The 16,225-nt window shown below is 75.2% G+C and carries 16 protein-coding genes; 15 read left to right on the forward strand and 1 reads right to left on the reverse strand.

Annotated elements, in window-relative coordinates:
• Positions 1–37: 37 nt before the first annotated feature.
• The 15 genes from BMY88_RS00975 (at position 38) to BMY88_RS01045 (ending at position 14,752) form a co-directional block, all read left to right on the forward strand.
• Positions 38–859 carry an AIM24 family protein gene (locus tag BMY88_RS00975; RefSeq protein WP_091939216.1) on the forward strand — a complete coding sequence of 274 codons (822 nt, stop codon included), beginning with the start codon at positions 38–40 and terminating at the stop codon, positions 857–859.
• Positions 860–984: 125 nt separating this feature from the next.
• The gene (locus BMY88_RS00980) at positions 985–1,560 is read left to right on the forward strand and encodes a TerD family protein (RefSeq protein WP_091939919.1); all 576 of its coding nucleotides are present in this window, start codon (positions 985–987) and stop codon (positions 1,558–1,560) included.
• A 151-nt stretch (positions 1,561–1,711) separates the two neighbouring features.
• Positions 1,712–2,290, forward strand: a complete 579-nt coding sequence (locus tag BMY88_RS00985; RefSeq protein ID WP_091939218.1) for a TerD family protein — start codon at positions 1,712–1,714, stop codon at positions 2,288–2,290.
• Positions 2,291–2,309: 19 nt separating this feature from the next.
• Positions 2,310–3,536, forward strand: coding sequence for a toxic anion resistance protein (locus tag BMY88_RS00990; protein WP_091939220.1), 1,227 nt, complete (start codon positions 2,310–2,312; stop codon positions 3,534–3,536).
• Positions 3,537–3,632: 96 nt separating this feature from the next.
• Complete coding sequence (locus BMY88_RS00995) at positions 3,633–4,085, forward strand: hypothetical protein (RefSeq protein ID WP_091939223.1); 453 nt, start codon at positions 3,633–3,635, stop codon at positions 4,083–4,085.
• Positions 4,086–4,091: 6 nt separating this feature from the next.
• Entirely contained in the window at positions 4,092–4,655 is a 564-nt protein-coding gene (locus tag BMY88_RS01000; RefSeq protein WP_091939225.1) for a TerD family protein, read from the forward strand.
• A gap of 539 nt (positions 4,656–5,194) precedes the next feature.
• On the forward strand, positions 5,195–5,695 hold the full coding sequence (locus BMY88_RS01005) for a hypothetical protein (RefSeq protein ID WP_139220369.1): 501 nt from the start codon (positions 5,195–5,197) through the stop codon (positions 5,693–5,695).
• Positions 5,696–5,804: 109 nt separating this feature from the next.
• Entirely contained in the window at positions 5,805–6,980 is a 1,176-nt protein-coding gene (locus tag BMY88_RS01010) for an HpcH/HpaI aldolase/citrate lyase family protein (RefSeq protein WP_211435408.1), read from the forward strand.
• On the forward strand, positions 6,977–9,532 hold the full coding sequence (locus tag BMY88_RS01015) for a phosphoribosyltransferase (RefSeq protein WP_211435409.1): 2,556 nt from the start codon (positions 6,977–6,979) through the stop codon (positions 9,530–9,532). Before BMY88_RS01010 ends, BMY88_RS01015 begins: the two co-directional genes overlap by 4 nt.
• Complete coding sequence (locus tag BMY88_RS01020) at positions 9,529–10,374, forward strand: HAD family hydrolase (RefSeq protein ID WP_091939230.1); 846 nt, start codon at positions 9,529–9,531, stop codon at positions 10,372–10,374. The genes BMY88_RS01015 and BMY88_RS01020 overlap by 4 nt, the downstream gene beginning before the upstream one ends.
• Positions 10,375–10,432: 58 nt before the next feature.
• Positions 10,433–12,349: a S9 family peptidase gene (locus tag BMY88_RS01025; protein WP_091939232.1), complete on the forward strand. Its 1,917-nt coding sequence runs from the start codon at positions 10,433–10,435 to the stop codon at positions 12,347–12,349.
• A 41-nt stretch (positions 12,350–12,390) separates the two neighbouring features.
• Positions 12,391–12,678, forward strand: a complete 288-nt coding sequence (locus BMY88_RS01030) for a hypothetical protein (protein WP_091939233.1) — start codon at positions 12,391–12,393, stop codon at positions 12,676–12,678.
• A gap of 50 nt (positions 12,679–12,728) precedes the next feature.
• Positions 12,729–13,346 carry an AIM24 family protein gene (locus tag BMY88_RS01035; RefSeq protein WP_091939235.1) on the forward strand — a complete coding sequence of 206 codons (618 nt, stop codon included), beginning with the start codon at positions 12,729–12,731 and terminating at the stop codon, positions 13,344–13,346.
• A 3-nt stretch (positions 13,347–13,349) separates the two neighbouring features.
• The gene (locus tag BMY88_RS01040) at positions 13,350–13,994 is read left to right on the forward strand and encodes an AIM24 family protein (protein ID WP_091939237.1); all 645 of its coding nucleotides are present in this window, start codon (positions 13,350–13,352) and stop codon (positions 13,992–13,994) included.
• A 14-nt stretch (positions 13,995–14,008) separates the two neighbouring features.
• On the forward strand, positions 14,009–14,752 hold the full coding sequence (locus BMY88_RS01045; RefSeq protein WP_091939922.1) for an AIM24 family protein: 744 nt from the start codon (positions 14,009–14,011) through the stop codon (positions 14,750–14,752).
• Between the two features lie 36 nt (positions 14,753–14,788).
• Here the strand turns inward: BMY88_RS01045 and BMY88_RS01050 are convergent, their stop codons facing one another.
• Positions 14,789–16,219 (reverse strand): glycosyltransferase, encoded by a 1,431-nt coding sequence (locus BMY88_RS01050; RefSeq protein WP_139220370.1) that lies wholly within the window; start codon positions 16,217–16,219, stop codon positions 14,789–14,791.
• Positions 16,220–16,225: the final 6 nt, after the last annotated feature.

The following is a 16,225-nucleotide window of genomic DNA, read 5'->3' on the forward strand; positions in this document are numbered from 1 at the left end:
TTCCGTCGACCGACCGCCAAGGCCACGGAGGGAACCCATGACGCTCGACGTCCAGCTGGTCGGCACCACCACCAAGATGGCCATCGTCTCCCTGCGGCCCGGGCAGGTCGTCTACAGCGAGGCGGGGAAATTCCTCTTCTCCTCCGCCGACGTCGTGATGGAGACCAAGCTCTCCGCGCCCTCGGCACCGGCGGCGCAGCAGGCACCCGGCGGTGGCGGGGGAGCCGGCGGCCTCGGCGGCATGCTGCGCGGGGCCATGGACGCCGGCAAGCGCATGCTCGCCGGTGAGTCGTTCGCGTTCACGCACTTCTCCACCCGCGGCGGCGACGGGCTGCTCGCTCTCGCCGGGGTGCTCCCCGGCGAGATGCGGCTGCTGGAGCTCGACGGCAGCAGCACCTGGTACGCGGAGAAGGACGCCTTCGTCGCCGCCGAGGCCGGCGTGCACTTCGACGTCGCCTTCGCCGGAGGGCGGCAGGGGTTCTCCGGTGGGGAGGGCTTCGTCCTCGAGAAGTTCACCGGCACGGGCAGCCTGCTCATCGGCGGCGCGGGGGACTTCATCGACATCAACCCGGCGGACTACGGCGGCAAGCTGCGCGTCGACACCGGCTGCATCGTCGCGTGGGACCAGAACATCCGGTACGGCATCGAGCGCGTCGGACGGATGAACCGGCAGGGCGCGATGACCGCGATGTTCGGCGGGGAGGGCTTCTCCCTGGCGACCGTCGAGGGGAACGGACGGGTCATCCTCCAGTCGGTCACGATCGACGGGCTGGCCAAGGCACTGGAGAAGAACGCCGGGGCCGGGGATTCGAAGACCGGCGCCGGCATGGGCGGGATCTTCAGCGGCAGCGCCGACTGACCACGGCAGTGGCGCCGCCGGCGCGGACACCCGCGCGCGCCGCACCTACGATGAGCACAGGGCCGGCAACGGCCGTCACGGACAGCGACGCCGGGCAGCGGAGCCCGGCAGGGATGGAGGAAGCGGTGGGAGTCAGCCTCTCCAAGGGCGGCAACGTCTCGCTCACCAAGGAGGCCCCGGGCCTGCGGACGGTGACCGTCGGTCTCGGATGGGACGCCCGCACGACCGACGGCAAGCCTTTCGACCTGGACGCCTCGGCCATCGGCTGCGGCGCGGACGGCAAGGTCGCCTCGGACCAGCACTTCGTGTTCTTCAACAACCTGCGCAGCCCCGACGGCGCCATCGAGCACACCGGTGACAACGTGACCGGTGAGGGCGCCGGCGACGACGAGCAGATCCGCGTCGACCTGGCCGGCGCGCCGGCCACGCTCGACCGCGTCGTCTTCCCCGTCTCGATCTACGAGGCCGAGGGCCGGGGCCAGAGCTTCGGTCAGGTCCGCAACGCCTACATCCGCGTCGTGAACCAGGCCGACAACGCCGAGCTCGCCCGCTACGACCTCTCCGAGGACGCCTCGACCGAGACCGCGATGGTCTTCGGCGAGCTGTACCGGAGCGGGGCCGAGTGGAAGTTCCGCGCCGTGGGTCAGGGCTACAGCTCCGGCCTGGCCGGCATCGCGCGGGACTTCGGCGTCAACGTCTGACCGTCGTCCCCCGGCCGGAGGCCCCTGTACGGGGCGGACCGGCCGGGGGACCGGACGTCCCCGAGTGCACGACCGGCCGCGCCCGGGCCGACCGGCGCCGCGGCCGACCCCCGGCGGTTCCGCGCGGGACGAGGCGAGAGGAACGGGTTCGATGAGCATCAGCCTGACCAAGGGGCAGAAGGTCTCGCTCGCGAAGCGGGACGGCGGAGCCCTCAGCCGGGTCCGCATGGGGCTGGGCTGGGACGCGGTCAAGAAGAAGGGCTTCTTCGGCGGCTCCAAGAGCCAGTCCATCGACCTCGACGCCTCCGCGCTGCTCTTCGACGCCGCGGGCACCCTGGTGGACCAGGTGTGGTTCCAGCAGCTGCGCAGCAAGGACGGCGCCGTCTCGCACACGGGCGACAACCTGACCGGCGCCGGCGAGGGGGACGACGAGTCGATCCGCGTCGACCTCTCGGCGGTCCCCGCCGCCGTCACGACCATCGTCTTCGCCGTGAACTCGTTCACCGGCCAGGACTTCTCCCAGATCGAGAACGCCTTCTGCCGGCTCATCGACGAGTCGAACGAGGCGGAGATCGCCCGCTACGACCTCAGCGGCTCGGGCCGGCACAACGCGCAGATCATGGCCAAGGTCAGCCGTGACGGTGCAGGCTGGTCCATGACCGCCCTCGGCATCCCGGCCACCGGCCGGACGTTCCGCGACCTGCTGCCCGCCATGGCCAGCGCCCTCTGAACCGGAGGACACCCACCTCATGTCCGAGCTCGACCTCGGCTCCACCCCCGCCCCGACCGCGCCCGCTGCCGCCCCGGCGGCCAGCAGCGGCGCCCTCGTGCTCGCCCCGCCGCAGCCGGTCGCCCTCGTGGCCCCGGAGCAGGCGGTCCAGGCCGTCCCGCTCGAGGACGCCAAGTCCGTCGAGCTGCGCAGCAAGGCGACCGCCTTCGTCACCGAGCTGACGTCGCTCGACAGCCGGTCGCCGGCGTTCGCCGAGAAGGTCGCCTCGATCACGAACATGGGCGAGCGGGAGATGCGGTCCTCCGCGGCCGTCTCCAACCGCATGCTCGAGCGGCCGGCCGCCGCCATGGGCAAGGGCGGCGGCGCGGACGCGCAGACGCGCGTCTCCAACACCCTGATCGACCTCCGCCGGACCGTCACCGACCTCGATCCCAACCGGGCCGACCTGACCGGCGTCAAGAAGGTCCTCAAGTGGCTGCCGGGCGGCGACAAGATCGACCGCTACTTCGACAAGTACAAGACGGCGCAGTCGCACCTGAACGCGATCATCAAGGCGCTGGACTCCGGTCAGGACGAGCTGCGCAAGGACAACGCGGCCATCGAGACCGAGAAGGCCAACATGTGGACCCTGATGGGAACGCTGCGCGAGTACGACACGCTCGCCACCGCCCTCGACCAGGCCCTCGAGCAGAAGATCGCCGAGCTCGAGGCGGCGGGGCGGACCGAGGACGCCAACGTCGTCCGGTCCGACGCGCTGTTCCCGGTGCGCCAGCGGCGGCAGGACATCCAGACCCAGCTCGCGGTGACGGTGCAGGGCTACATGGCGCTGGACCTCATCCGCCGCAACAACCTGGAGCTGATCCGCGGCGTCGACCGGGCGCAGACCACGACCATCGCGGCCCTGCGGACGGCGGTCATCGTCTCCCAGGCGCTCAGCCGGCAGAAGCTGGTGCTGGACCAGATCACCGCGCTGAACACCGTGACGAGCAACCTCATCGAGTCGACGTCCGAGCAGCTGCGCATCCAGGGCGGGGCGATCAACCAGCAGGCGGCGACGTCGACCGTCGACGTCCAGAAGCTGCAGGCGGCCTTCGAGAACGTGTTCCAGACCATGGACGCCCTCGACACCTTCCGCGCCCAGGCCGTCGACTCCATGGCACAGACCGTGCAGGCCCTCGAGGGGCAGATCCAGCGGGCCCAGCCGTACCTGGAGCGCACCCGCCGCCAGGAGCTCAGCGGCGGGTGACGAGGGCGGTCGAGGGCCGGGAGCGACGCCGGCGCGCAGCGCGGACGAGGAGGAGCAGCGGTGCCGTGGTTCCGGAGGTCGTCGCCCGCACCCCCCGTGGTGCCTCCGCCCCAGGACGATCCGGCGGACAGCCCCGAGGCGTTGCGGACGGCGATCTGGGACGTCGTCCGGCTGGTCAACGCCTCCGCCGGCCGGCTCCCGCTCGCGGCGGTGGTCGAGGCCCGGCGGATCACCGACGTCCTCTCCGACATCGTGGCCACGTCGGAGGCCCGGCCGCTGGACATCCAGGCGGTCCTGTCGGTGCGGGCCACCACGACGGACTACCTGCCGACGACGGTGCGGACCTACCTCGCGGTCGACGAGTCGCTCGTCGACGTCCCGCGGGCGTCGGGCCGCACCCCGCGGGAGTCGCTGATGGAGCAGCTGGACGCGCTGGAGGGCGCCGCGCTCGCGGTCCTGCAGGCCAGCCGTCAGCAGGACGTCGACGGGCTGCTGACGCAGGGGGCCTTCCTCCGCACGAAGTTCTCCCGCTCTGATCTCGAGATCTGAGGAGCCATGCCACCCATGCGGCGCGGCGCGAACGTCGCGCTGACCCGGGAGATCCCCGGACTGACGGGGATCGTCGTCGGCGTGTCCTGGAACGCCGGCGCCGAGCGGGTGCTCGAGGACAACCTCGTGCTCGCCACCGTGCTCTGCGACAGCCACGGCAAGGCCCCGTCGGCCGAGCACTTCGTCTTCTTCAACCAGCTGACGTCGCCCGACGAGTCGGTCAGCCAGGTCACGACGACGCTGGCCGGCGACCGGGAGCAGGTCGAGATCGACCTGCCCGACGTGCCGGCCGACATCGCCCGCATCGTCGTCGTGGTCTACCTCAACGACGGGACGGCGCAGCGGCGCACCCTCGCCCAGCTGCGCGAGATCACGGTCGTGGTCCGCGAGGCGGGCAGTGCCCGGGAGCTGATCCGGTCGGAGAACCTCGCCCCGCCCCTGACCACCGAGACGGCGCTGGTCCTCGGCGAGGTCTACCGGCACAGCGGCGACTGGAAGTTCAAGGTCCTCGGCGACGGCTACTCCTCGGGCATCGCCGGCATCGCCGCGGACTTCGGCCTGCCGCTGTGATCGCCGGTCCGCAGTCGGCGCCGCCCCGCACCGACCTGCCCTGGCTGCGCCACCGCAGCCTGCGTCGGACCCCGGCGTCGGCGCCTCCGCTGCAGTCGCCGCCGGCGTCGCTGAACCTCTCCGGGCCGCGCCGGCCGTCCGCATCGCCACCGGCTTCCGCTCCGCCGGTCGCCGCGCCTGCGTCCCCGGCGCCGGCGTCCTCCTCGCTGGATTTGTCGCCGCCCGCGCCGTCCCGGCCGGCCACCGCGCCCGCGTCGGGGCCGGGGTCGGGGCCGGGGCCGGGGCCGGGGCCGCTGGACCTCACCCGACCGGCCCCGGCCGCACCGCCGCCGGCCGGGTCGACGTCGCTGGACCTCGGGGGTCCACCGGCTCCGGCACCCGGAGGACCGGCCACGTCGGCCCGGCCCGCCGGGACCGGGGGCACCGGGCACAGGGGCAGCGGGGGCCCGGCGGCCACGGCGCGGCGGCCACCGGAGCGCGTCGAGCCCGGGGGGCGGGTGATCCTCACGCCGCGGGATCCGACGCTCACCCTCAACCGCGTGCAGTCCGGCATCGGGACGCTGACGGTGGAGGCGGTCTGCTCGCCGGCCGTCGGCGACCTCCGCCTGGGCGCGCTGTACCAGCTCGCCGACGGCGCGTCGTCGCTCGTGCGTGCCGCCACGGGGCCGACGGCCGCACCCCCCGGTTCGCGGCGGCCGGTGATCGCCGCCGCCCGCGCCGAGTACGAGCAGCTCACGCTCGACCTGCGCCAGGCCCGCGCCCTGGAGCGGATGCTGGTCTACGCCTACTCCGAGTCCCGCGGCGAGCTGGCCTGGGGCGGCACGCTGCGGATCACGACCTTCGGCGGGGCGCGGGTGGAGGTGCCGCTCGACGTCCCCCGGCACGCGGGGCCGCTCGCGGTGCTGTCGCTGTACGTCGTCGACGGGGAGTTCGTGCTCCGCGCCGAGCTGGAACGGATCGCCGGGGCCGCGCGCGAGGTCGCCCGCAGCTACGGCTACGACCTCCTGACCTGGGCGGACGACGAGACGCCCCTCCACTGACCCCCACTGTTCACGTCCCGGGCCCGTTCGGGGCCGTCCGGCGTCGGCTAGCGTCCGTCCGATCGGCCCCCGGCCGCCCCTGCCGTGCCCACCCACCGCGTCACGGTGGATGACCGACGAGGTACCGATGCGCCACTTCGACCACTTCTCCGCCGAGGACGAGCAGAACCTGTTCGCCCTCGCCCCGCAGCCGTTCACGCGGGACGACGAGAGCGCCGTGCTGGCCCAGTCCCTGGGCGCGACGCTCTACTGCCCCGCGACGCGGCCCGCGCTGGCCAAGGACATCGTGCGGCAGCGGGCCGGGGGCCTGACGAGCGTCGTGGTGTGCCTGGAGGACGCCGTCGCCGACGAGGACCTCGAGGCCGCCGAGTGCAACGCGCTCGACCAGCTGCGGGAGCTCGCGGCGCTGGACGCCGCCGGCCCGCTGGTCTTCGTCCGGGTGCGCACGCCCGAGCAGATCCCGGCCCTCGTGGCCGGGCTGGGCGACGCCGCCGCGGTGCTCACCGGGTTCGTGCTCCCGAAGTTCACTGCGCGGACCGGCCCGGCGTTCCTGGCCGCGGTCGCCGCCGCGTCGCGCAGCACCGGCCGGATGCTGCGCGTGATGCCCGTGCTCGAGTCCCCGGAGCTGGCGCACGCGGAGTCCCGCACGGCCGTGCTGCTGGGCGTGCGGGACCTGCTCGCCGAGCACCGGGAGCACGTGCTCGCCGTCCGCATCGGCGCGACCGACCTCTCCGGCGCCTACGGGCTCCGGCGCAGCCGCGAGCTGACCGTCTACGACGTCCGGGTCGTCGCCGACGTGATCGCCGACATCGTCAACGTGTTCGGTCGGGCCGACGGCTCCGGCCACGTCATCACCGGGCCGGTCTGGGAGTACTTCCCCAGCCCCGAGCGCATGTTCAAGCCGCAGCTGCGGCAGACGCCCTTCGCCGAGCACCGGGAGCGGTCGCTGCGCGCGCGCCTGATCGCCCGCGACCTGGACGGCCTGATCCGCGAGGTGGTCCTCGACCGGGCCAACGGCCTGGTCGGAAAGACGGTGGTGCACCCGTCGCACGTGGCGGCGGTGCACGCCCTGTCGGTGGTGAACCACGAGGAGTACGCCGACGCCGTCGACGTCCTGGGCCGGACGGACGGCGGGGCCGCGGCCTCGGCGTACCGCAACAAGATGAACGAGTCCAAGCCGCACGCGGCGTGGGCGACCCGCATCGTGCAGCGGGCGCGGGTGTTCGGCGTCGCGCGGCCGGAGACCTCGTTCGTCGACCTCCTGAGCGCCGGGCTGGCCGCGTGAGCGGATCCGTCCCGCCGCAGGAGCCGTGGACCGGCCGCTGGACGGCGGACCGGCTGGATGCGGAGCTGGTGTCGGTCCGGGGGGCCGGGGGCCTGGTCGCCGAGGACCTGGTGGGCATGGCGCTGCGCCGGAACCCGCGGCGCGCGCACCTGCTCGTCAGCCGGGTGCTCGGCAAGCACGTCCCGGTCGACCCCCGGCTGGTCCTGGGCGCCGGCCGGCTGCTGGGCGCGCTGGTCGCGGACGCGCTGGCCGGCGCCGACAGCGGGATCGGCGACGACGGCGGCAAGCTGCTGGCCGCCGCGGTCACGGGCGGCGACCCCGCCGCCGGCGGCCGCCTGCTCGCGCTGTGCGACCAGCACCGCCGCGGCGCGGCGCCTCCCGACGCGCTCGTGCTGGGCTACGCCGAGACGGCGACCGGCCTGGGCGGCGCCGTCGCCGACGCGCTGCTGGCCGACTGCCTCACCTCGACCCGGCGGTCCGTGCCCGGTGCCGTGCCCCTCGGCGCGTTCGAGGAGAGCCACTCGCACGCGACCAGCCACCAGTTGCTCCCCGACGACCCGCGCGTGCTGACCGCCCCCCGGCCGCTGGTCCTGGTCGACGACGAGCTCTCCACCGGGAACACCGTCATGGACACGGTCCGGGCCGTGCAGGCGCTCGGACCGCGCGAGCAGTACGTCGTCGCGACCCTCCTGGACCTGCGGTCGGCCGGGGACCGGTCGCGGCTGGAGTCCTTCGCGCGCGGGCTCGGCGTGCGCATCGACGTCGTCGCGCTGGTCACCGGCGAGGTTCGGCTGCCCGCCGACGTGCTGGCCCGCGGGCAGGAACTGGTCGCCCGCTCCGCACCGGGCGAGGGCGGCGGCGCGCCCGCACCGGGCCGGGTCGTCCCGGCACCCGCGGCGGCCGGCTGGCCCGACGGCGTGCGCGAGAGCGCCCGGCACGGCTCGACCGCCGCCGACCGCGCGCCGTTCGACGCCGCCGTCGCCGCGGTGGCCCGCGGCCTGCTGCCGGCCCTCCCGGCGCGGGCCGGGGCACGGGTGCTGGTGCTCGGCACCGAGGAGCTGATGTACCTGCCCACGCGGATCGCCGCCGAGCTGGCCGACCTGCTCGAGGAGCGTGGGGTGGCGGTCGCGGTGTCCAGCACCACGCGCTCCCCGGTGCTGCCGGTCGACGCCCCGGGCTACGCGATCCGCACGGCCCTGGCCTTCGACAGCTCCGACTCCCCGGTCGACGGCCCCGGACCGCGGTTCGCCTACAACGTGGCCGCGCCGGCCGGAGGCGCCCCGTTCGACGCCGCCGTGCTGGTCGTCGACGACGGGGGCGCGGGCGGGGGCCGGCTGCCCGAGGTCCTGGCGGGCGCGGTCGCCGGGCCGGTCACGGTCGTGACCGTGCCGCCGACCCCGCCGCGCCCGGTGCTGCCCGAGCCGCTGCGCGGGCCCGCCTTCGGCTCCTACGCCCCCGACGAGGTCGGCTGGCTGCTCACCGACCTCTCCCACGTCCCGCTCGAGGCGCCGATCGAGGAGCGGGAGGAGGCCGTGCAGTCCGGCGTGGCGCACTACGCCGCCTCGCTGCCCGTGGAGTACCAGCCGAGCCCGGAGTACCAGGAGCTGTTCACCCGCGCCCTCGCCGAGGGCGCGGACACGCTGGCGCAGGCCGTCGGGCTGGTCACCGAGCTCGTCCTCGCCGAGCGCGGGCGGCCGCCGGTGCTGGTGTCCCTGGCCCGGGCCGGCACGCCGATCGGCATCCTCATGCGCCGCTGGGCCGCGGCCGTGCACGGCCTGGACCTGCCGCACCTGGCCGTCTCCATCGTCCGCGGCCGCGGCATCGACCAGGTCGCGCTGGCCTGGCTGGCCGCCCACCACGCCCCCGCGTCGGTGCTCTTCGTCGACGGCTGGACCGGCAAGGGCGCGATCACCCGCGAGCTGTCCGACGCCGTCGCCGAGGCGAACGCGGCGCTCGGCCTGGCGCCGGGTGCCGGCTTCTCCGACGAGCTCGCGGTGCTCGCCGACCCGGGGCGCTGCGTGGGGCTGTACGGCACCCGGGACGACGTGCTGATCCCCTCGGCGTGCCTGAACTCGACCGTCTCCGGGCTGGTCTCGCGCACCGTCCTCAACGACCGGCTGATCGGGCCCGGGCAGTTCCACGGCGCGAAGTTCTACGCCGGGCTGGCCGCCGACGACGTCTCCGGCACCTTCCTGGACGCCGTCAGCGACCGGTTCGCGGCCGTCCGCGAGCGGGTCGCCGCCGACCTGCCCGCCCTCCGCGCCGCCGACCGCACCCCGGACTGGGCGGGCTGGCGCACCGTGGAGCGCCTGGCGCAGGAGTACGACGTCGGCGCCGTCAACCTCGTCAAGCCGGGGGTGGGGGAGACCACGCGGGTGCTGCTGCGCCGCGTGCCGTGGCGGGTGCTGGTCCGCCGCGACGCCCTCCCCGCCCTCGGGCACGTGCTCCTGCTGGCGGAGCAGCGGGGCGTCGAGGTGGAGGTCGTCGACGACCTGACCTACTCCTGCGTCGGGATCATCAAGCCCGGCTTCACCCGCGGCGGCACGGCATGAGCGTCCTGGTGGCCACGGACCTGGACCGCACGCTGATCTACTCGGCGGCGGCCGCGGGGCGCCCGGTGGCGGACCTCGTGGTGGTCGAGCACTACGAGGGGCGGCCGATCAGCTACATGACCGCGGCGGGGCTGGAGCTGCTCGCCGAGCTCGCGGCCCGGCACGTCGTCGTCCCGGTGACGACCCGCACCCCTGAGCAGCTGGCCCGCGTCCGGCTTCCGGGCGCGCCGCAGCGCTACGCCGTCGCCGCCAACGGCGGCGCGCTCCTGGTGGACGGGACGCCGGACGCGGACTGGGCCGAGCGGGTGCGGTCCGCGGTCGCCGGCGCCGCCCCGGTCGAGGAGGCCTTCGCGGTGCTGGAGGCCGCCTGCGACCCCGCCCGGGCCAAGCCGTCCCGGATCGCCGCCGGCCTCTTCTGCTACCGGGTCGTCGACCGCGCGCTGCTCCCACCGGAGGTGCTGCCGGCCCTCGCCGCCTGGGCCGGCCCGGCCGGCTGGGTGGTCAGCCTGCAGGGTCGCAAGCTCTACGTCGTCCCGCGGGAGCTCACCAAGTCGGCGGCCGTGGCCGAGGTCGCCCGCCGCGCCGGGTCGGCGACGACGCTGGCCGCCGGGGACTCGCTGCTCGACATCGACCTGCTCGCCGCCGCCGACCTCGGGATCCACCCGAGGCACGGCGAGATCCACGACTCCGGCTGGGCCGCGCCGCACGTCAGCGCCCTGGCCTCGGCCGGCATCGCGGCCGGCGAGGACATCCTCCGCTGGTTCGGCGCGCGGGCGGCCGAGGCCGGTGGGTCCGTGGACGCGCCCGCCGCCGGGACCGCGCGGGCCGCCGGGGTCGGGTGACGCGCCCCGTGGGCGCCGGGAACCGCCTCGCCGCGCCGCCTCGGTAGCGTCGGCGCTCGTGCGCCCGGACCACCTCTCCCTCCTGCGCACGCCGGGCACCCCGGCGGTCGCGCCGGACGGGCGCACCGCGGTCGTCGCCGTCACCCGCCCGGACCCCGCGACCGACCGGTACCGCAGCCAGCTGTGGGCGGTGCCCACCGACGCCTCCGCGCCGGCCCGCCCGCTCACGTCCGGGGGCCGCGACACCGATCCCGCGTTCTCCCCGGACGGGCGCTGGCTGGCATACCTCGGCGCCTCCGACGACGGGCCGCCGCAGGTCCACGTGCTGCCCACGGCGGGCGGCGCCGCGCGCCGGCTCACCGACGCCCCCGGGGGCGCCGGTGCCCCGGTGTGGTCCCCGGACTCGCGCCGGCTGGCCTGGACCGCGCGCACCGGCCACGCGCCCGACCCCGGCGCCCCGCGGCTGGTGACCGGCCTGCGCTCCCGGCTGGACGGCGTCGGCTTCGTCACCGGCCGGCGCAGCCAGGTGCACGTGCTCGACCTGCCCGACGACCTCGCCGACGACGCCGCCCAGGTGCCCGAGCCGGCCGTCGTCACCCGCGGGGACGCCGACTGCACCGACGTCTGCTGGCGCCCCGACGGCGGCGAGCTCGCGTTCGTCTCCGCCCGGCACGCCACCGCCGAGCGGGACCTGCGCACCGACGTCTTCGCCGTCCGCCCCGACGGCTCCGGGCTGCGCCGGGTGACCACCACCGGCGCGCTGTGCAGCCGCCCGGCCTGGTCGCCGGACGGGGCGGCCATCTACGTCACGGCCGTGCCCGACCTCGGCCCCGACGGGGTGGACGTGCCGGGCCGGGCGCGGGCCCTGTGCCGGGTGCCGGCCGGCGGCGGCGAGCTCGAGCTGCTGCTGGACGCGGCCGGGACCGGCGACCGGACGCCCCGACCCGTCGTCACCGACCGCGGCGTCCTCGTCGGCGTCCAGCGGCGCGGTGCGGTGGAACTGCTACGGGTGCCGCTCGCGGGCGGGCCCCCGGAGGTGCTGGTCGACGGCCCGTTCACCGTGCGGGCGGTGGGCGCCGGCGGCGGGGTCGTCGTCGCCTCCGTCGGGCACGACGCGTCGGCGGGGGAGCTGATCGCCATCACCCCGGGCAGGAGGCGGCTGCTGACCGCCTTCGGCCGGGCCCTCGCCGCGACCGGGCGGGTGCACCGCATGCGCGAGCGGACCGCCGCCGCGCCCGACGGCACCCCGGTGCACGGCTGGGTCACCCTGCCCGACCGTCCCGGCCCGCACCCGGTGCTGCTGCTCGTGCACGGCGGGCCGTTCGACCAGCACGGCTGGACCCTGCTCGACGAGGTGCAGGTCGCCGTCACCGCCGGCTACGCGGTGCTGCAGTGCAATCCGCGGGGCTCGGCCGGCTACGGCGAGGAGCACGCGCGCGCGCTCGCCGGGGCGTGGGGGACCGTCGACGCCGACGACGTCCTGGCCTTCCTCGACGCCGCCCTCGCCGATCCGGAGCTGGGGCTGGACGCCGACCGGGTGGGGATCGCGGGCGGCTCCTACGGCGGCTACCTGGCCGCGCTGCTGATCACGCGGACCGACCGGTTCGCCGCCGCCGTCGTCGAGCGCGCGCTGACCGAGCCGCACAGCTTCGCCGGGACGTCGGACGTCGGCTGGTACGAGCCGGAGCTGGCGTTCGGGCCCGACCGCGCGCGCTGGACCGAGCGCAGCCCGCTGGCGCACGCCGACGCCGTGCGCACCCCCACCCTCGTCGTGCACGGGGAGGAGGACCTCCGCTGCCCCGTCGACCAGGGCCGGCAGCTGCACGCCGCGCTGGTGCGCCGGGGCGTGCCGGCGGAGCTGCTGCTGTTCCCCGGCGAGGGGCACGAGCTGCCGCGCTCGGGTCGCCCGCGGTCGCGCATCGCCCGGCTGGAGCACCTGCTGCGGTGGTGGGAGCGCCGGCTGCCATCGACCTGACCGGGAGGGCGCCGGGCGACCCCGGCCACTAGCGTTCGGGCATGGCCCTCATCTATCCCGTCCAGGCCGACGCTCCCGAGCCCGACGACGGCACCGAGCCCGACTTCGCGGAGCTGGCCGCCGACCTCTCCGACACCTGGTTGGTCGAGGTGGCCGTGGAGGAGGACGGCGACGACGCCTGCTTCGGCCCGCTGACGGCCCGCGCGGCGTGGGACCTGGCGGTGGGCGTCGACCAGCGCCGGCCGGACCTGCTGGTGTCCGTCGTGCCGCTGCACGTGGCCTGCACCGCCGACGAGCTGGTGGCGATGTTCGACGAGGAGACCGAGTGACGGGGGGCGGTGTTGGCGGCCTCCGCGACCGCCCGTTAGGTTGACCCGCCGTGGCCCGGCTCATCGCGGACAAGCGGACGTTGCGGGTCGAGCTCGCGGGTGAGCGCATCCGCGCGGCGAGCGGGTCGATGGTCGCCGTGGAGGGCGACGTCGAGTTCAAGCACTCCGGCATGGGCGGCGGCGGCGGGATGCGCGCGGCGCTCAAGCGCGCCGTCGCGGGGGAGAGCATCTCGCTGATGGACTGTGCCGGATCCGGCCGGGTGTACCTGGCCAAGGACGCCCTCGACGTGATGGTGGTCGACCTGGCGGGGGACACCCTCACCGCCGAGAGCGACCACATCCTGGCGCACACCGACGGGTTGCGGCTCGACGTCATGTTCAGCGGGCTGCGCGGCGTGACCAGCGGGCAGGGGCTCGCGACGACGACGGTGTCCGGGCACGGCCAGATCGCGCTCGTGTCCGACGGGCCGGTGATGGCGCTCGAGGTGAGCCCGGGCAGCGACCTGGTGGTCGATCCGGACGCCTACGTCGGCTCGCGGGGGGCGCTGCAGATGTCGCTGGTCTCCGGCGTCTCCTGGAAGTCGGTGGTCGGCGAGGGCACCGGTGAGCCGTTCTCGCTGCGCTTCATCGGCCACGGTCTCGTCCTCGTCCAGTCCGCGGAGCGCTGACCGATGCCCCTCGAGGCGGTGAACGGCAAGGTCGTCCGGGCCCGGGTCGCCCCGCAGGCGCCGGTGCTCGCGAGGCGCGGCTCGATGCTCGGCTACAGCGGCCAGGTCACGTTCCGGCCGGTGCACGGCCAGGGCCAGGGCGTGGGCGGGTTCGTCGGCGCCGCGATGTCGGGGGAGTCCAACCCGATGATGGCGACCGAGGGCGCCGGCGAGGTCCTGTACGGCTATCGCGGCCTCTACGCGACCGTCCTGGAGTTGGACGGCACCGCGCCGCTGGTGTGCGAGGCCGACCGGCTGCTCGTCCACGACGCCCACCTGCAGACGAGCGTGCAGTTCCTCGGCTCGGGCGGCGTCCGCTCGGCGGTCCGCGGGGCGTTCACCGGGCAGGGGTTGTTCACCACCAACGTGCACGGTCGCGGCGCGGTCGCCGTCCTCTCCCACGGCGGGGCGTTCCCCCTCCAGGTCTCCGGCGGCACGATCGGCGTCGATCCGCAGGCCTACGTCGGTCACGTCGGCCAGCTCTCGGTCGACCTGGCCGCGAAGGTCGGCTTCCGCGACGCCGTCGGCCGGGGCTCCGGGGAGGCGATCCAGCTCAAGATCAGCGGGCACGGGACCGTGTACGTGCAGGCCAGCGAGAAGAAGTTCTGAGGACCGACGTGACCATGCCCGCGACCACCTGGACGGCGGCCACCCTCCCGGTGGACGACAACGTCAACCCCTACGTCTTCAGCATCGCGCTGAACTCCCCGTGGTTCATGAGCAAGGGCGCGATGCTCGCCTACTACGGCGACGTCCGCTTCGAGGCCGTGACCGCCTACGCGTCGATGCAGGCGTGGGTCGCGGCCCGCTTCTCCAGCCCCATATACGTGCAGGACTGGGTGATCGCCGAGGGCCACGGGAGGCTGCTGATCGGCGACCGCGGCTACGACCTGAACTCCTACGACCTCGACGCGGGCAACCTGACGATCAAGGCGGGGAACCTGCTGGCCTTCGAGACCGGCCTGGAGCTCAAGCAGTCGATCGTGCCGGGCTTCGTCACGCTGCTGGGCACCGGCCGGTTCATCGCGTCGTCCAACGGGCCGGTGATCTTCGTCGAGCCGCCGTTCCGGGCCGACCCCGAGGCGCTGCTGGGCTGGGCCGACTGCCCGTCGCCGTCGGTGCACCACGACGCCGCGTGGATGGCGGCCAGCATCGCCGGGGCGCTGCAGGGGGCCTTCGGCCGGGCGTCGGGGGAGGAGCGGCAGTACGACTTCACCGGCCAGGGCACCGTGCTGCTGCAGTCGTCGGAGATCGCCCGGGAGGACCCGGCGGTGCTCCGGCTGGTCGAGGCGCAGACGCAGCTGCTCACCAACAGCCAGGCCGGGTCGCTCGGTCAGCGGCTGATCGCCCGCGCCCAGCAGCAGTAGCCACGGCCGGCGGCAGCCCCGCGCCGGCCGCTCGGCTCACCGGCCCGGGAGCAGGCGCGCGAACAGCTCGGTGTACTGCACCAGCGACCGGGTCCCCAGGTACTGATCGGCCACCCGTCGCCTGGCCTCGCCGCCGATGCCCACCGCCCGGGGGGCGTCGCGCACCAGGTCCGTGACGGCCCGGCCGTACGCGGCGAGGTCGGCCGGGTCGTCGACCAGCAGGCCGGAGCGGGGGTGCTCGATCTGGTCCTGGATACCGCCGATCCGGCTGGCCACCACGGGGCGGGACTTCCACATGGCCTCGGCGACGGTGAGCCCGAACCCCTCGGCGATCGACTTCTGGACGACGACGTCGGCGCGCCGCTGCAGGGCGTTCACCATCGCGGCGTTCTCCTCCAGGTCCGTCATGGGCAGCGACACGAGGTGCACCCGCTCCCGGGCGGCCGCGGGCAGCCCGGCGAAGAGCTCGCGGGCCTCGTCGAGCACCTGCCGGCCCTCCGGGTCGTCGGCGACCGCCTCCACGGACGGCCCGGCGTAGACCAGATGGGCGTCGGTGTGCGGGAGGACGTGCCGCACGAAGCCGGTGAGCACGCCCAGCGGGTCCTTGAGGCGGTCCCACCGCGACACCTGGAGCACGACGGGGTCGGTGGACCGCAGGGGGCGCCCCTCGTCGATCTCGGCCCGGCGCTCGACGCGCCCCGGTGATCCGTCGATGCGCGTGAAGGAGGCCTCGGTGCGGGCGGCCCCGTCCTCCTGCAGCCCCGCCACGTCGAGGATGGCGTGCACGGTGTCCTCGGCGAGGTCCTGGTTCTTCGCCGAGAACGCGTCGATCGAGGGCGGGATGAGCACCGTCCGGTCGCGGTCGAGCTCGTCCCAGACGTACTGCGGGCGAGAGAAGACGTACGCGTCGGCCTGCCGGACGTAGCCGCGCAGGAAGTCCCACGCGCCCGCCGTGAGCTCGTGCGGCCGGTCGAGGCCCACGTGGCACCGCCACACCACGGGCACCCCGAGCTGCTTGAGGACCGGGATCATGCCCGCCGTCTGCGGGTCGTGCAGCAGGACGGCGTCGTCGGACGCCATCCGCTCGGCGAGGGCCTCCGCGTTGGCCCGCGTCGTCTCCTCGTACACCTCGCGCGCCGCGCCGTCGAGGCGCCCGCCGTCACCCGCGTTGCCGTGCAGGTGGTTGTGCAGCCGCTTGGTGACGACGAAGAACGCCGGGTCGCCCGCGATGACCTCCCAGCGTGCGTCGACGCCCTGGCCGCGGGCGTAGGCGAGCAGGGACTGCACCATCTCGGCGACCCCGCCGCCGCGGGCGGTCGAGTTGACGTTCCACAGGGCCCGGCCGGCGAACAGCTCGCGCGCCCACCGGGCGTGCTCCAGCACCGCGCCGTAGGTCTGCCGGTCCAGGACCGACTCGAAGCGCTGGAGGGGGATCGAGGCGATCGGCACCGACGTCAGCCCGGACATGCTCCG

Origin of the sequence: Trujillonella endophytica (assembly GCF_900110555.1) — a bacterium.
In the GTDB taxonomy this organism is placed as follows: domain Bacteria; phylum Actinomycetota; class Actinomycetes; order Mycobacteriales; family Geodermatophilaceae; genus Trujillonella; species Trujillonella endophytica.

What these genes read in the sequence shown, in the direction of transcription:
- BMY88_RS00975 (WP_091939216.1), top strand. Translation starts at nt 38, where the DNA reads ATGACGCTCGACGTCCAGCTGGTCGGCACCACCACCAAGATGGCCATC.
- BMY88_RS00985 (WP_091939218.1), top strand. Translation starts at nt 1,712, where the DNA reads ATGAGCATCAGCCTGACCAAGGGGCAGAAGGTCTCGCTCGCGAAGCGG.
- BMY88_RS00990 (WP_091939220.1), top strand. Translation starts at nt 2,310, where the DNA reads ATGTCCGAGCTCGACCTCGGCTCCACCCCCGCCCCGACCGCGCCCGCT.
- BMY88_RS01000 (WP_091939225.1), top strand. Translation starts at nt 4,092, where the DNA reads ATGCCACCCATGCGGCGCGGCGCGAACGTCGCGCTGACCCGGGAGATC.
- BMY88_RS01010 (WP_211435408.1), top strand. Translation starts at nt 5,805, where the DNA reads ATGACCGACGAGGTACCGATGCGCCACTTCGACCACTTCTCCGCCGAG.
- BMY88_RS01020 (WP_091939230.1), top strand. Translation starts at nt 9,529, where the DNA reads ATGAGCGTCCTGGTGGCCACGGACCTGGACCGCACGCTGATCTACTCG.
- BMY88_RS01030 (WP_091939233.1), top strand. Translation starts at nt 12,391, where the DNA reads ATGGCCCTCATCTATCCCGTCCAGGCCGACGCTCCCGAGCCCGACGAC.
- BMY88_RS01040 (WP_091939237.1), top strand. Translation starts at nt 13,350, where the DNA reads ATGCCCCTCGAGGCGGTGAACGGCAAGGTCGTCCGGGCCCGGGTCGCC.
- BMY88_RS01045 (WP_091939922.1), top strand. Translation starts at nt 14,009, where the DNA reads ATGCCCGCGACCACCTGGACGGCGGCCACCCTCCCGGTGGACGACAAC.
- BMY88_RS01050 (WP_139220370.1), bottom strand. Translation starts at nt 16,219, where the DNA reads ATGTCCGGGCTGACGTCGGTGCCGATCGCCTCGATCCCCCTCCAGCGC.